The organism is Pseudomonas sp. B13(2017) (assembly GCF_002113245.1).
GTDB lineage: Bacteria > Pseudomonadota > Gammaproteobacteria > Pseudomonadales > Pseudomonadaceae > Aquipseudomonas > Aquipseudomonas putida_Z.
Map to the genome: position 1 here is coordinate 198,971 of NZ_NEJX01000003.1, position 14,346 is coordinate 213,316.

The 14,346-nt window shown below is 63.6% G+C and carries 12 protein-coding genes; 11 read left to right on the forward strand and 1 reads right to left on the reverse strand.

All coding sequences use genetic code 11. The annotated features are described in order from the left end of the window. Positions 1 to 82: 82 nt before the first annotated feature. The 10 genes from CAG44_RS06150 to CAG44_RS06195 all read left to right on the forward strand — a co-directional run bounded on the left by CAG44_RS06150 (position 83) and on the right by CAG44_RS06195 (position 11,288). Positions 83 to 1,462 carry an OprD family porin gene (locus tag CAG44_RS06150; protein ID WP_025337802.1) on the forward strand — a complete coding sequence of 460 codons (1,380 nt, stop codon included), beginning with the start codon at positions 83 to 85 and terminating at the stop codon, positions 1,460 to 1,462. Positions 1,463 to 1,537: 75 nt separating this feature from the next. After that, the gene (locus CAG44_RS06155; RefSeq protein ID WP_170929288.1) at positions 1,538 to 3,148 is read left to right on the forward strand and encodes an ABC transporter substrate-binding protein; all 1,611 of its coding nucleotides are present in this window, start codon (positions 1,538 to 1,540) and stop codon (positions 3,146 to 3,148) included. Between the two features lie 90 nt (positions 3,149 to 3,238). Beyond that, positions 3,239 to 4,249 (forward strand): ABC transporter permease subunit, encoded by a 1,011-nt coding sequence (locus CAG44_RS06160; RefSeq protein ID WP_012316108.1) that lies wholly within the window; start codon positions 3,239 to 3,241, stop codon positions 4,247 to 4,249. A gap of 10 nt (positions 4,250 to 4,259) precedes the next feature. Then, entirely contained in the window at positions 4,260 to 5,186 is a 927-nt protein-coding gene (locus tag CAG44_RS06165) for an ABC transporter permease subunit (protein ID WP_025337799.1), read from the forward strand. 10 nt (positions 5,187 to 5,196) lie between these two features. After that, positions 5,197 to 6,165, forward strand: a complete 969-nt coding sequence (locus tag CAG44_RS06170) for an ABC transporter ATP-binding protein (RefSeq protein WP_003257886.1) — start codon at positions 5,197 to 5,199, stop codon at positions 6,163 to 6,165. Then, positions 6,165 to 7,133, forward strand: a complete 969-nt coding sequence (locus CAG44_RS06175; protein WP_024086321.1) for a peptide ABC transporter ATP-binding protein — start codon at positions 6,165 to 6,167, stop codon at positions 7,131 to 7,133. Before CAG44_RS06170 ends, CAG44_RS06175 begins: the two co-directional genes overlap by 1 nt. Before the next feature lie 367 nt (positions 7,134 to 7,500). After that, positions 7,501 to 8,310, forward strand: a complete 810-nt coding sequence (locus tag CAG44_RS06180) for a nuclear transport factor 2 family protein (RefSeq protein WP_085587470.1) — start codon at positions 7,501 to 7,503, stop codon at positions 8,308 to 8,310. A 64-nt stretch (positions 8,311 to 8,374) separates the two neighbouring features. Continuing rightward, positions 8,375 to 9,781: an FAD-binding oxidoreductase gene (locus CAG44_RS06185; protein ID WP_085691764.1), complete on the forward strand. Its 1,407-nt coding sequence runs from the start codon at positions 8,375 to 8,377 to the stop codon at positions 9,779 to 9,781. 33 nt (positions 9,782 to 9,814) lie between these two features. After that, entirely contained in the window at positions 9,815 to 10,156 is a 342-nt protein-coding gene (locus CAG44_RS06190; protein WP_085691765.1) for a cupin domain-containing protein, read from the forward strand. A gap of 52 nt (positions 10,157 to 10,208) precedes the next feature. Continuing rightward, entirely contained in the window at positions 10,209 to 11,288 is a 1,080-nt protein-coding gene (locus CAG44_RS06195; protein WP_085691766.1) for a polyamine ABC transporter substrate-binding protein, read from the forward strand. A 194-nt stretch (positions 11,289 to 11,482) separates the two neighbouring features. On the opposite strand, the gene CAG44_RS06200 is transcribed toward CAG44_RS06195, so the two are convergent. Then, positions 11,483 to 13,066, reverse strand: a complete 1,584-nt coding sequence (locus CAG44_RS06200; RefSeq protein ID WP_003257876.1) for a peptide chain release factor 3 — start codon at positions 13,064 to 13,066, stop codon at positions 11,483 to 11,485. A gap of 558 nt (positions 13,067 to 13,624) precedes the next feature. On the opposite strand from CAG44_RS06200, the gene CAG44_RS06205 reads away from it, so the two are divergent. After that, the gene (locus tag CAG44_RS06205; protein WP_085616828.1) at positions 13,625 to 14,338 is read left to right on the forward strand and encodes an ABC transporter permease; all 714 of its coding nucleotides are present in this window, start codon (positions 13,625 to 13,627) and stop codon (positions 14,336 to 14,338) included. The last annotated feature ends 8 nt before the right edge of the window (positions 14,339 to 14,346 follow it).

Consider the following 14,346-nt stretch of genomic DNA (forward strand, 5'->3'; position numbering starts at 1 on the left):
GGCAACCCTGGCAACACCGCAGCAAGAAGCCCGGCCCACAAGGCCAGGCAATAACTAGAAGAACAGAAAGGGAGCTTTAACCTTGAGACTATTCACCTTGACCGCACTGGCGTTATCCATCAGTGCCTTATCCACCGTGACCCAGGCCGACCCGCAAAGCCAGGAATACGTGCCCATCACCCTCAAAGGCAGCAGCGAGCAGGAGCAGGCCAGCGGCTTCGTCGACGGCCAGAGCCTGTCCGGCAGCACCCGCAACTGGTACGCCCGCGAGCGCGCCGCACGCGCCCCGCTGTGGAAGTACTACAAGAGCGACGGCACCCGCCACGACACCCACAGCCGCGAGAACTGGGTGCAGGGCACCATCCTCAACTACAGCTCCGGCTTCACCCAGGGCACCGTCGGCTTCGCCGTCGAAGCCGCCGGCTACAATGCCATCGCCCTGCTGCAGAACCGCGAGGACGTCGCCGGCCCCAACAACCGCACCCTGACCCACAGCGACGGCGACCCGGTCGGCCAGTGGAGCAAGATGGGCCTGGCCAACGTCAAGGCGCGGGTGTCCAACACCACCCTCACCGTCGGCCGCCAATCGGTGGACACGCCGATGATTGCCTACATCGGCAACCGCGCCCTGCCCTCGAGCTTCCAGGGCGCGTTTTTGCACAGTGCCGAATTCGACAACCTGAGCTTCGACCTGGGCACCTTCGACCGCGTCTCGCCACGTACCGAACAGAGCCTCAGCAAGTTCCGCACCGAGTACAGTGCCACTGGCGTGGAAACCGACCGCGCCAGCACCGCCGGCATCAACTACCAGCCGTTCAAGAGCCTGAGCACCAGCCTGTACGCCACCAAGGTCGACGACTTCTGGAACCAGTACTACTTCGGCGCCAACCACGTGCTCGGCGACAGCGCAGTGCTCAGCCTGAGCACCGGCCTGAACTACTACAAGACCGTCGACGCCGGCAGCAAGAAGATGGGCGAGATCGACAACGACACCTACAGCCTGTCGTTCGGCCTGACCCACCAGGCCCACACCCTCAGCGCCTCCTGGCAGCAGGTCAACGGCAACGAGTACTTCGACTACCTGCACGAAACCAACGGCATCTACCTGGCCAACTCGCTGCTGTCGGACTTCAACGGCCCCAACGAAAAATCGCTGCAGATTTCCTACGTGCTGAACATGGCGCCGTACGGGGTGCCAGGCCTGAAGTTCAACCTGTACAACGCCCGCGGCTGGGGCATCGATGGTACCCATTACCGCGGCACCGCCTACGACGTGAACGGCCTGGATGGCGAAACCCACTACGAGTGGGGCTTCGGCACCAGCTACGCGGTACAGAGCGGGCCGCTGAAAGACACCAGCATCCGTGCCACCTACACCGCGCACCGCGCCAGCAAGGCCCAGGGCGATGGCAGCCTGGATGAGTTCCGGGTGGTTACCACCATTCCATTCAACATTCTCTGACCGCCGGCGCCACGGCCTGCTTCGCTGCGGGTCGTGGCGGCTACGCTGGAATCAATGCAAGCAGGGAGTCCACCCATGCAGAGAGCTTTCATGAAATCGCTACCGCTACGCCTCGCCCTGGCAGCGCTGGTACTGGGCAGCGCCACGCAGCTGGCAGCCAAGCCGCTGGTAGTGTGCACCGAGGCCAGCCCGGAAGGGTTCGACGTTGTCCAGTACACAACAGCAGTCACTTTCGATGCTGCTTCCGAAACGCTGTTCAACCGCCTGGTCGACTTCAAGCCTGGTACCACCGACGTCCAGCCGGCCCTGGCCGAAGGCTGGGACATCTCGCCGGACGGACTGACCTACACCTTCCACCTGCGCCGAGGAGTGAAATTCCACAGCACCGACTACTTCAAGCCCACTCGCGAATTCAACGCCGATGACGTGCTGTGGAGCCTGCGCCGCCAGCTCGACCCGGCGCACCCATGGCACGACAAGACCAGTGTCGGCTACCCGTACTTCGAAAGCATGGCATTCAAGAGCCTGCTCAAGTCGGTGGACAAGACCGACGATCACACCGTAGTGATCACCCTAACCCGCCCCGAGGCACCGTTCCTGCGGGACATGGCCATGGGCTTCACCTCGATCTACTCCGCCGAATACGGCGACCAGTTGCTCAAGGCCGGCAAGACCGCCGAGCTGAACAGCAAACCGATCGGCACCGGCCCGTTCATCTTCCAGCGCTATAACAAAGACGCCCAGGTCCGCTTCAAGCCCAACCCGGACTACTTCCGCGGCAAGCCACCAGCCGACGCCCTGATATTCGCTATTGCCACCGACAGCAATGTGCGCTTGCAGAAGCTTCGTGCCAATGAATGCCAGGTCGCGTTGTACCCAAAGCCGGAGGATGTGCCGTCGATCAAGGCAGACCCCACGCTAAAGGTGGCCGAGACCGAAGCTCTGGTCACCGGCTACATCTCGATGAATACCCAGCACAAGTACCTGAGCGATGTGCGCGTGCGCAAAGCCATCAACATGGCCTTCGACCGCCAGACCCATGTCGACCAGCTGTTCGGCAAAGGTAACGCTCAGGTGGGGGTGAACCCGTACCCCCCGAGCATGATCGGTTACAACAGAGAGAACAGGAACCCGCCCCGCGACTTGGCCAAGGCCCGTGAACTGCTCAAGGAAGCCGGGGTGCCGGAAGGCACAGTGATCACCCTGTTCACCCGCAACGGTGGCGGCCCGACCAACCCCAATCCGCGGTTGTCCGCCGAGATGCTGCAAGCCGACCTCAAGCAGATAGGCCTGAAGCTGGATATCCGCGTGATGGAATGGGCCGAAATGCTGCGCCGGGCCAAGAAGGGCGAAGCCGACCTGGTGTCCACGGGCTGGGCGGGTGACAACGGCGACCCGGACAACTTCCTCAGCCCCCTGCTCAGTTGCGATGCCGTCAAGAGCGGCGAGAACTACGCCCGCTGGTGCAACCCGCAATTCCAGGACCTGATCAGCCGGGCCCGCGAGGTGATCGACAACGACGAGCGCGCAAGGCTCTATAGCGAGGCATTGAAGGTGTACGATGATGACCAACCCTGGATCAGCATGGCTCACCCGAAGGTGTTCACGGCCATGCGTGACAACGTGGAGGGCTACATAGTCAGCCCTCTGACCAACAACAACTTCGCCACCACCAAGGTGAAGTAGAACAACAACGACCGCCGGCAACCCACACGGGGACCGGCGGCACCCCGTAGCGTGCTGCTAGCCGCACGGCCTGATGAGGTAACCCAGACAATGTTGAGCTTTATTGCCCGGCGCCTTGGCCTGCTGATACCGACCTTTTTCGGTATCACCTTGCTGACCTTCGCGCTCATACGCCTGATCCCCGGCGACCCGGTGGAAGTGATGATGGGCGAGCGCAGGGTCGACCCCGAAATGCATGCCCAGGCCATGGAGCGCCTGGGCCTGAACAAGCCGCTGCCGGTCCAGTACCTGGACTACGTCGGCAAGCTGGCCCAGGGTGACCTCGGTGAATCGCTGCGCACCCGCGAGAGCGTGTGGAGCGAGTTCCTCACCCTGTTCCCGGCCACCCTGGAACTTGCCTTTGCCGCCCTGTTGTTCGCCGGCATCGTCGGCCTGCTGGCCGGGGTGATCGCCGCGCTCAAGCGCGGATCGCTGTTCGACCACGGGGTGATGGGCATTTCCCTGGCCGGTTACTCGATGCCGATCTTCTGGTGGGGCCTGATCCTGATCATGTTCTTCTCGGTAAGCCTGGGCTGGACCCCGGTGTCCGGGCGCATCGACCTGCTCTACGACATCGAGCCGAAGACCGGCTTCATGCTCATCGACACCCTGCTCAGCGACGAGGAAGGCGCGTTCAAGGACGCGGTGATGCACCTGATCCTGCCGGCCATCGTGCTGGGCACCATCCCGCTGGCGGTGATTGCCCGCATGACCCGCTCGTCGATGCTCGAAGTGCTGCGCGAGGACTACATCCGCACCGCCCGCGCCAAAGGCCTGTCGCCGGCCCGCGTGGTGTTCGTGCACGGCCTGCGCAACGCGCTGATCCCGGTACTGACCGTATTCGGCCTGCAGGTCGGCACGTTGCTGGCCGGTGCGGTGCTGACCGAAACCATCTTTTCCTGGCCGGGCATCGGCAAGTGGCTGATCGAAGCCATCGGTGCCCGTGACTACCCCGTGGTCCAGAACGGCATCCTGTTGATCGCCTGCCTGGTGATCCTGGTCAACTTCGTCGTGGATATCCTCTACGGCCTGGCCAACCCACGCATCCGTCATCAGCGCTGAGGCCTTCGCCATGACTAGCCCGATTCCGAAATCCGTCACACCGGTCAGCCCGGTGGACCAGAGCCTGCTCTACCCCTCGCCATACAAAGAATTCTGGCAAGCCTTCGCCCGCAACAAAGGCGCGGTGATGGGCCTGGCCTTCATGTGCCTGGTAGTGTTCTGCGCGCTGTTCGCGCCATGGGTCGCCCCGCATGACCCGAGCGAGCAGTACCGTGAATTCCTGCTGACCCCACCGGTGTGGCTCGAAGGTGGCAGCTGGCAGTTCATCCTCGGCACCGACGAACTGGGCCGCGACCTGCTTTCGCGGCTGATCCAGGGCGCGCGGCTGTCGCTGCTGATCGGCCTGTCGTCGGTGGTGATGTCGCTGATCCCTGGCATCCTGCTGGGCCTGCTGGCCGGTTTCTTCCCACAACTGCTCGGCCCGTCGATCATGCGCCTGATGGACGTGATGCTGGCCCTGCCCTCGCTGCTGCTGGCAGTGGCCATCGTCGCCATCCTCGGCCCAGGCCTGATCAACACCGTGATCGCCATCGCCATTGTGTCGTTGCCATCCTACGTGCGCCTGACCCGCGCCGCCGTGATGGGCGAGCTGAACCGCGACTACGTCACCGCCGCACGCCTGGCCGGTGCCGGGCTGCCACGGCTGATGTTCGTCACCGTGCTGCCCAACTGCATGGCACCGCTGATCGTGCAGGCCACCCTCAGCTTCTCCTCGGCCATCCTCGACGCCGCCGCCCTGGGCTTCCTTGGCCTTGGCGTACAGCCGCCGACCCCGGAGTGGGGCACCATGCTGGCTTCGGCCCGTGACTACATCGAGCGCGCCTGGTGGGTGGTGAGCCTGCCCGGCCTGACCATTCTGCTCAGTGTGCTGGCAATCAACCTGATGGGCGACGGCCTGCGCGATGCGCTGGACCCGAAACTCAAGAACGCCGCCTGAGGAGAACGCCATGTCACTGTTGCAGATCAACAACCTGAACGTGCGCTTCGGCGACGCCAATGCGGTACCGGTGGTCGATGGCCTGGACCTTACGGTGGAGGCCGGCGAGATCCTGGCCATCGTCGGCGAATCCGGCTCGGGCAAGTCCGTGACCATGATGGCCCTGATGGGCCTGATCGACGCCCCCGGGCGCATCACCGCCGACTCGCTCACCTTCGACGGCACCGACATGCTCAAGCTCAGCGGTCGCCAGCGACGCAAGGTGGTGGGCAAGGACATCGCCATGGTCTTCCAGGACCCGATGACCGCGCTCAACCCCAGCTACACCGTGGGCTACCAGATCGAGGAAGTGCTGCGCCAGCACCTGGGCCTGAAGGGCAAGGCCGCGCGCCAGCGTGCCCTGGAGCTGCTGAAAAAGGTCGAGATCCCGGCTGCGGAAAGCCGCCTGGACGCCTACCCGCACCAGCTGTCCGGCGGCATGAGCCAGCGCGTGGCGATTGCCATGGCGATTGCCGGCGAGCCCAAGCTGCTGATTGCCGACGAACCCACCACTGCGCTGGACGTGACCATCCAGGCGCAGATCATGGAGCTGCTGGTCAACCTGCAGAAGGAGCGCAACATGGCGCTCATCCTGATCACCCACGACCTCGCCGTGGTCGCCGAAACGGCCAGGCGGGTGTGCGTGATGTACGCCGGCCAGGCCGTGGAAGTGGGCCAGGTGCCGGAGCTGTTCGACGTGCCCGCCCACCCCTACAGCGAAGCGTTGCTGGCGGCGATCCCCGAGCACAGCATCGGTGCCGAACGCCTGGCCACCCTGCCCGGCATCGTCCCCGGCCGCTACGACCGCCCCGTGGGTTGCCTGCTGTCACCGCGCTGCCCGTACGTGCAGGACAACTGCCGGCGCCAGCGCCCGCCCCTCGATCCCCAGGCCCATGGCTTGGTGCGTTGCTTCTACCCGCTGAACCAGGAGGTGGCGTGATGGCCGTCGTTCTATCCGCCCGGGAGCTGACCCGGCATTACGAAGTCTCCCGCGGGCTGTTCAAGGGCCACGCCCTGGTCCGCGCGCTGAATGGCGTGTCGTTCGAACTGGAGGCCGGCAAGACCCTGGCCGTGGTCGGCGAGTCCGGCTGCGGCAAGTCGACCCTGGCCCGCGCACTGACCCTGATCGAAGAGCCGTCGTCCGGCTCGCTGCAAATTGCCGGCACCGAAGTGAAAGGCGCCAGCAAGAGCGAGCGCAAGCAACTGCGCCGCGACGTACAGATGGTGTTCCAGAGCCCCTACGCCTCGCTCAACCCACGGCAGAAGATTGGTGACCAGCTGGCCGAGCCGCTGCTGATCAACACCTCGCTGAGCAAGGCCGAGCGGCGAGAAAAGGTGCAGAAGATGATGGAACAGGTCGGCCTGCGCCCCGAGCATTACCAGCGCTACCCGCACATGTTCTCCGGTGGCCAGCGCCAGCGTATCGCCCTGGCCCGGGCAATGATGCTGCAGCCCAAGGTGCTGGTGGCGGACGAGCCGACCTCGGCACTGGACGTGTCGATCCAGGCCCAGGTGCTGAACCTGTTCATGGATTTGCAGAAGGAGTTCAACACCGCCTACGTGTTCATCTCGCACAACCTGGCGGTGGTGCGGCATGTGGCCGATCAGGTGCTGGTGATGTACCTCGGCCGGCCTGCGGAGATGGGGCCGAAAGAAGATATCTACGAAAGGCCGTTGCACCCGTATACCCAGGCGCTGCTGTCGGCGACGCCGGCGATTCACCCGGACCCTTTGAAGCCGAAGATCCGTATTGCCGGGGAGTTGCCCAACCCGCTGAACCCGCCGGATGGGTGTGCGTTTCACAAGCGCTGCCCGTATGCGACCGAGCGGTGTGCCAAGGAGGTGCCGGCGTTGCGGCAGGTGAGTACGCGGCAAGTGGCTTGTCACTATGCCGAGCAGTTTCTTTAGCCTTTAGATAGCCGGGGCTGCGTTGCAGCCCATCGCGACACAAGGCCGCTCCTACAAGGGACCGCGATCTCCTGAGCGGCCTTGTGTCGCGATGGGCCGCAAAGCGGCCCCAAAAATCTCAATGCATGAAGAACCAGATCAGGATAATCACCGGAATCGGCACCCCAATCATCCAGAGCAGTATCGAGCGCATGGCCTTTCTCCTTGTTCGATGTTGAACAGACCGGTGCACTCGCCATGCCATCCCTGTCAAAAAATCACTCTCAACCGAATCAACGGCTTACTCCCCAAGCCGCTTGAAAAAACCGTGCAATATGCCGGATCCGCACCCTTGCAGCTGGGTGTTCTGCAATGCACTATCAGGCTCATGACCGCCACCACCCTCCCCGACGGCCCCGAGCAGACCCCGCTCACCGCCGACACCGTGCTGCGCTACCACCTGTGCTGGAAGCACCGCGACCTCGACGGCGTCATGGCGCTCTACCACCCCGACATCCAGTACCACGACTTCTTCCAGAACCGCGTGCTCGGCTACCAGGAACTGCGTGACTACGTACGCGCCTGCCTGCCCCATGAAGCCGGCGAAGATATCGTGCACAGCGACCGCATCCGCGTCGACGGCTGTACCGCGTTCATCCAGTACCAGGTCACGGTCCAAGGCGGCGACGGTCTGGTGGCGTTCCAGTCCAGCGAGGCGATTACCGTGAAGGGCGGCCTGATCTGGCAGGTCAACGAATACGCCACGCTGGTCCGCCGGAGCAGCAGTGGCCATGCCAGCAGCGGCCCGCGCCCGGCCACCAGCCGCCTGGGCCTGTCACCCCGACAGCTGTCGACCATGGCCCAGGACCTGGAACACTACTTCCAGCGCCAGCGCCCCTACCTGGACCCGGAGCTGGACCTGCAGCAGGTGGCCGACGCCAGCGGCTACAGCCGCAACCAGATCTCCTACCTGCTCAACCAGGTGCTCGGGCAAAGCTTCTACCGCTACGTCAACCAGGCCCGCCTGCAGCACCTGATGGCCAGCCTCGACGACGACAGCATCGAAGCCACGATCGACGAGCTGGCGTTCAATGCCGGTTTCAACTCGTTGTCGGCGTTCTACAAGTGTTTTCGCGAACACACCGGGCTTACGCCCAAGGCGTACCTGAAGCAAATTTCCCTGCGTGCACGCACGTAGGACAGCCGCCCGTCGACACCACTAGGATCGCCCACAGACCTTGACGGATGTGGAGCCGAACCCGATGCAACCCCTGCGCACGCTCAGCCTGTGGATGGACCAGCTCGACGAGCCGTTGTGCGCCCGCCCGGCCCTGCGCGAGGACCTGGACGCGGATGTGTGCATCATCGGCGCTGGCTACACCGGCCTGTGGAGCGCCTACTACCTCAAGCGCCAGGCGCCACAGTTGAACATCGCGGTAATCGACGCCAACATCGCCGGCTTCGGCGCCTCGGGGCGCAACGGCGGCTGGCTGATGGGCAACCTGCTCGGCGAAGACCGCCTGCTGGCCACCCTGTCGCCGCAACAGCGCCGCGCCAGCATCGACCTGCTGCATGGCATTCCCGATGAAGTACACCGCGTGCTGCATCGCGAGAGCATCGACTGCGACTACCGCAAAGGCGGCGTGCTGTACTGCGCCGCGCGCTACCCGGAACAGGAGCGCAGCCTGCGCGCCTACCTCGACGACCTTTATCGCCAAGGCATGACCGAGGATGACTACCGCTGGCTGCGCCCCGAACAGCTTGACGCTCAGTTGCGGGTCAGCAACGCCTATGGCGCCATCTACAGCCCGCACACCGCAACCATCCAACCCGCCAAGCTGGCGCGTGGCCTGGCCCGGGCGGTAGAAGCGCTGGGCGTACCCATCTACGAAAACACCCCAGCCATCGACTGGCAGCCGGGTGAGGTGCGTACCCCGTTGGCGCGCATCCGTTGCCAATGGATGGTACCCGCCGTGGAGGGCTACGCCGCCAGCCTGCCGCCACTGGGCAAACATCAGCTGCCGGTACAGAGCCTGTTGGTGGCCACCGAACCACTGCCGGAGGCCACCTGGCAACAGATCGGCCTGAACCAGGGCCAGGCGTTCAGCGAAAGCAGCCGCCAGGTCACCTACGGCCAGCGCACCGCCGACAACCGCCTGGTATTCGGCGCCCGTGGCGGCTACCGCTTCGGTGGCCGCCTGCGCGAAAACTTCAACCTCGACGAACAGGAAATCGAGCTGCGCCGCTACCTGTTCAGCGAGTTGTTCCCGCAGCTGAAGCACGTGCGTATCACCCATTCCTGGGGCGGCAACCTGGGCATGGCGCGGCGCTTCCGCCCGCACATGCTCTGCGACCGTCAACGCGGCATCGCCCTGGCGGGCGGCTACGGCGGCGAAGGCGTCGGCGCCACCAACCTGGGCGGGCGCACCCTGGCGGCGCTGATCCTCAATCAGCACAACGAACTGACCGCGCAACCCTGGGTACTCGACAACCGCCCGCTTTCAAGCCTGGCCAGTTGGCCACCCGAGCCCTGCCGCTGGCTGGGCTACAACGCGATCATCCAGAGCTTCGTCCACGAGGACCGGACCCTCGCCAACCCCGCCAGCGCGCCGTGGAGGCGGCGCCTTGCCAGCAATCTGGCGGACTTCATGGAAGGCTTCATGCGCTGACTTTTCCACTCCCCGACACAGGATTAAACGGTCATGAGCATCACCCATTTCAAGAACACCGACAGCGCCGTGCTCGACAGCTCCAACCCGGTCGCGGTGCCGCTTGGCGACCCAGTTGCAGTGACTTCGGTCACCTGCGTGGAACGCAGCGACGGCGTCGAAACCGGCATCTGGGAGTGCACCCCCGGGCGCTGGCGGCGGCAGATCGTGCAGCAGGAGTTCTGCCATTTCATCAAGGGCCGCTGCACCTTCACCCCCGACGGTGGCGAGCCCCTGCTCATAGAAGCCGGAGACGCACTGATGCTACCGGCCAACAGCACAGGCACCTGGGACATCCAGGAGACCGTGCGCAAGACCTACGTCCTTATTTTCTGATCCGCTGATCGCCTGCCTTCGATAACAACACACAAAGCAAGGTAACCCCGACATGCGCACGCTCCTTCTCGCCCCCCTGATGCTGGCCGCCAGCGTGGCCGGTGCCGCCGAAACGGTGAAGATCTACAACTGGTCCAGCTACGTTGCCCCCGACACACTGAAGAACTTCCAGCAAGCCAGCGGTATCGTGCCCACCTACGACGTTTACGACAGCAACGAAACCCTCGACGGCAAGCTGATGACCGGCAACTCCGGCTACGACGTGGTGTTCCCGTCCAACCACTTCATGGCCCGTCAAATCCAGGGCAAAGCCCTGAAGCAGCTGGACAAGTCGCAGTTGCCCAACTGGCACAATCTCAACCCAGTGTTGCTCAAGGCACTGGAGGTCAATGACCCGGGTAACCAATACGGCTTCCCGTATCTGTGGGGCAGCACCGGCATCGGCTACAACGTCGACAAGGTCAAGGCGGTGCTCGGCGACAGCGCGCCAATAAACTCGTGGGACCTGATCTTCAAGCCTGAGTACATGAGCAAGCTGAAAAGCTGCGGCGTCGCCGTGCTGGACAACGGCCCTGAGCTGTTACCAATCGCCCTGCACTACTTGGGCCTGCCGCACCACAGCCAGAACCCGGCGGACTACGACAAGGCCAAGGCGCTGCTGATGCAGGTGCGGTCATACATCAGCTACTTCCACTCATCGAAGTACACCGGCGATCTGGCTAACGGCGATATCTGCGTGGTGGTGGGTTTCTCGGGGGATGTGCTGCAGGCGAAGAATCGTGCCGAGGAGGCGAAGAACGGGGTGAACGTGGGGTATTCGATACCCAGGGAAGGCGCACCGATGTGGTTCGACATGGTTGCCATGCCGGCCGATGCACCGGATGAGAAGGCCGGGTATGCCTACATGAACTACCTGCTTCAGCCGGAGGTGATGGCCAACATCAGCAACCATGTGCAGTACGCCAACGGCAACCTCGAGGCGGACGGGCTGGTGGATCCGGCGATGAAGGGTAATACGATGATTTACCCGAGCGAGGAAGTAATGGGCAAGCTGTATGCGCTGGAGGCGATGCCGGCCAAGATCGACCGCATTCGGACGAGGATCTGGACCAGTATCAAGGCAGGGAATTGAGACCTGTGTCGTTTCACTGGCCTCATCGCCGGCAAGCCAGCTCCCACAGGGACTGCACAAGCCTTGATAGCTGTGGACATCCATTTGGAATGGAACAGCACAAAGCTTCAGGGCTGTGGAGATTCCTGTGGGAGCTGGCTTGCCGGCGATAGGGCCAGATCAGACAACACAAAGTTCTGATCTGGCCTCGAGGATCAGTGGTGCTCGCGGGTAGCGCGGAACTTGATGTCTGGCCAGCGCTCTTCCATCAGCGACAGGTTGACCCGGGTCGGCGCCAGGTAGGTCAGATGCCCGCCACCGTCGATGGCCAGGTTCTCCATGGCCTTGTTCTGGAATTCCTCGAGCTTCTTCTTGTCGTCACAGCCGATCCAGCGGGCCGACCATACGGTGATCGGCTCGTAGGCGCACTCGACCTTGTACTCTTCCTTCAGGCGGCTGGCGACCACGTCGAACTGCAGCACACCGACTGCACCGAGGATGATGTCGTTGCTGCGCTCTGGGAAGAACACCTGGGTAGCACCTTCTTCGGCCAGCTGTTGCAGGCCCTGGCGCAGCTGCTTGGATTTCAGCGGGTCCTTCAGGCGCACGCGGCGGAACAGCTCCGGGGCGAAGTGCGGGATACCGGTGAAGCCCAGCGCCTCGCCTTCGGTGAAGGTGTCGCCGATCTGGATGGTGCCGTGGTTGTGCAGGCCGATGATGTCGCCGGCATAGGCCTCTTCCAGCTGCTCGCGCTCGGAGGAGAAGAAGGTCAGCGCATCGCCGATACGCAGGTCCTTGTTGATCCGCACGTGGCGCATCTTCATGCCCTTCTCGTACTTGCCCGAGCAGATACGCATGAAGGCGATGCGGTCGCGGTGTTTCGGGTCCATGTTCGCCTGGATCTTGAACACGAAACCGGTGAACTTCTCTTCCACAGGCTCCACGGTGCGCTCGTGGGCAACACGGCCCAGCGGGCGCGGCGCCCAGTCGACGACGGCGTCAAGCACATGGTCGACACCGAAGTTGCCCAGCGCGGTACCGAAGAACACCGGGGTCAGCTGGCCGTTGATGAACTCTTCCTGGTTGAACTCGTGGCAGGCGCCCTGCACCAGCTCCAGCTGTTCGACGAACGAATCGTACTGGTCGCCCAGGTGTGCACGGGCCTCGTCGGAGTCCAGCTTCTGGATGATCTTGGCTTCGGTGCGCTCGTGGCCGTGGCCCGGGGTGTACACCACGATGTAGTCACCGGTCAGGTGGTACACGCCCTTGAAGTCGCGGTAGCAACCGATCGGCCAGGTGATCGGCGCGGCCTTGATCTTCAGCACGGCTTCGATCTCGTCCAGCAGCTCGATCGGGTCGCGGATGTCGCGGTCGAGTTTGTTGATGAAGCTGACGATCGGCGTGTCGCGCAGGCGGCACACGTCCATCAGGGCGATGGTACGTGGCTCTACACCTTTACCGCCGTCGAGCACCATCAGCGCCGAGTCCACCGCGGTCAGGGTGCGGTAGGTGTCTTCCGAGAAGTCTTCGTGGCCGGGGGTGTCGAGCAGGTTGATCATGTGCTCGCGGTACGGGAACTGCATCACCGAGGTGGTGATGGAGATGCCGCGCTGCTTCTCCATTTCCATCCAGTCGGAGGTGGCGTGGCGGTCGGACTTGCGCGACTTCACGGTACCGGCGACGGCAATGGCCTTGCCCATCAGCAGCAGCTTCTCGGTGATGGTGGTCTTACCGGCGTCGGGGTGGGAAATGATTGCGAAAGTGCGGCGCTTCGCGACTTCGGCGGCCTGGTTGGTCATGGGAAATCGCCTGACTGGGGGATTTAAAAGGGGCGATATCATACCTGAAGTTGGGCCGGGACCAAAACTTGCTGAACCGGCGGTGCCTGTTCCGGCCCTTTCGCGGGCACGCCCGCTCCCACAGGCACTGCACAGGCCTGAACAGCAGTGGAGATCCCTGTGGGAGCGGGCGAGCCCGCGAAAGGGCCGGCACTGCCACCACAAATTCAACAACTAGCCACTTATCACGACAAATGGCCCAAGAGCAGTTATTTCAACGCCTACAGAGCACTAACCCGCTGCTTTTTCTCGTCAAGTTTCCGACAAACCAGTGATTAACGCTGGCCAAATGCCGCCCCAGATGGGAACCTTTACACCCACGGAGACGTCCACTCCCCTGCAACCCGCTTCGGTTGGGGAGCTGGTTTCATCAGCTTTTTCGGGCCCGACGGGGTTCGGCTCATGGCCTGATCGCAGCCTTCGGCGTGCGTCACGCTGCTACTCGCGAACACACCACCCGCCGCCAGGACTGGCCGGCAACCAAGAAGTGTGCTCGCCGACTACACAAGGAGTCCGCCTGTGGCTGAACGCTACGGAAAAGGGCTGTTGGGATGGGCCGCCGTGCTCGTCATCCTGGCCCTGCTGGTCCACTGGATCGGCATCGACACGATCGCGCGGTATCGCGACGATCTTGGGTTCTACCTGCAAGCGCACCTGGTACTGGTGCTGGCTTCGATGGCGGCGGCGCTGGCCGTGGGCATCCCCGCCGGCATTGCGTTAAGTCGACCGCACCGGGTCGACAAAGCCGAGCGCTTCATGCAGTTGTTCAACGTTGGCAACACCATCCCTCCCCTGGCCGTTCTGGCCATCGCCCTGAGTATCCTGGGCATCGGCGCCGGGCCCGCGATCTTCGCGCTGTTCCTCGCCTCCCTCCTGCCCATCGTGCGCAACACCTACGAGGGCCTGAAAAACGTCCCCGCCTCGCTCAAGGAAGCCGCCACCGGCATCGGCATGACTCCGCGCCAGCAACTCTGGCAGGTAGAGCTGCCCAACGCCGTGCCGATCATCGTTGGCGGTGTGCGCGTGGCCCTGGCGCTGAACGTCGGCACCGCACCGCTGGCGTTCCTGATTGGCGCCAACAGCCTGGGCAGCCTGATCTTCCCCGGCATCGCCCTGAACAACCAGCCACAGCTGCTGCTGGGTGCCGCCTGCACCGCACTGCTGGCGCTGGCGCTGGACGCGGCGGTGAGTTTCTCCAGCAAGCGCTGGCTGGAACGTGGCCTGGCCCAATAAAGATAGGG

Coding starts and splice junctions, on each gene's coding strand:
- CAG44_RS06155 (WP_170929288.1), top strand. CDS start 1,538: ATGCAGAGAGCTTTCATGAAATCGCTACCGCTACGCCTCGCCCTGGCA.
- CAG44_RS06160 (WP_012316108.1), top strand. CDS start 3,239: ATGTTGAGCTTTATTGCCCGGCGCCTTGGCCTGCTGATACCGACCTTT.
- CAG44_RS06165 (WP_025337799.1), top strand. CDS start 4,260: ATGACTAGCCCGATTCCGAAATCCGTCACACCGGTCAGCCCGGTGGAC.
- CAG44_RS06170 (WP_003257886.1), top strand. CDS start 5,197: ATGTCACTGTTGCAGATCAACAACCTGAACGTGCGCTTCGGCGACGCC.
- CAG44_RS06175 (WP_024086321.1), top strand. CDS start 6,165: ATGGCCGTCGTTCTATCCGCCCGGGAGCTGACCCGGCATTACGAAGTC.
- CAG44_RS06180 (WP_085587470.1), top strand. CDS start 7,501: ATGACCGCCACCACCCTCCCCGACGGCCCCGAGCAGACCCCGCTCACC.
- CAG44_RS06185 (WP_085691764.1), top strand. CDS start 8,375: ATGCAACCCCTGCGCACGCTCAGCCTGTGGATGGACCAGCTCGACGAG.
- CAG44_RS06190 (WP_085691765.1), top strand. CDS start 9,815: ATGAGCATCACCCATTTCAAGAACACCGACAGCGCCGTGCTCGACAGC.
- CAG44_RS06195 (WP_085691766.1), top strand. CDS start 10,209: ATGCGCACGCTCCTTCTCGCCCCCCTGATGCTGGCCGCCAGCGTGGCC.
- CAG44_RS06200 (WP_003257876.1), bottom strand. CDS start 13,066: ATGACCAACCAGGCCGCCGAAGTCGCGAAGCGCCGCACTTTCGCAATC.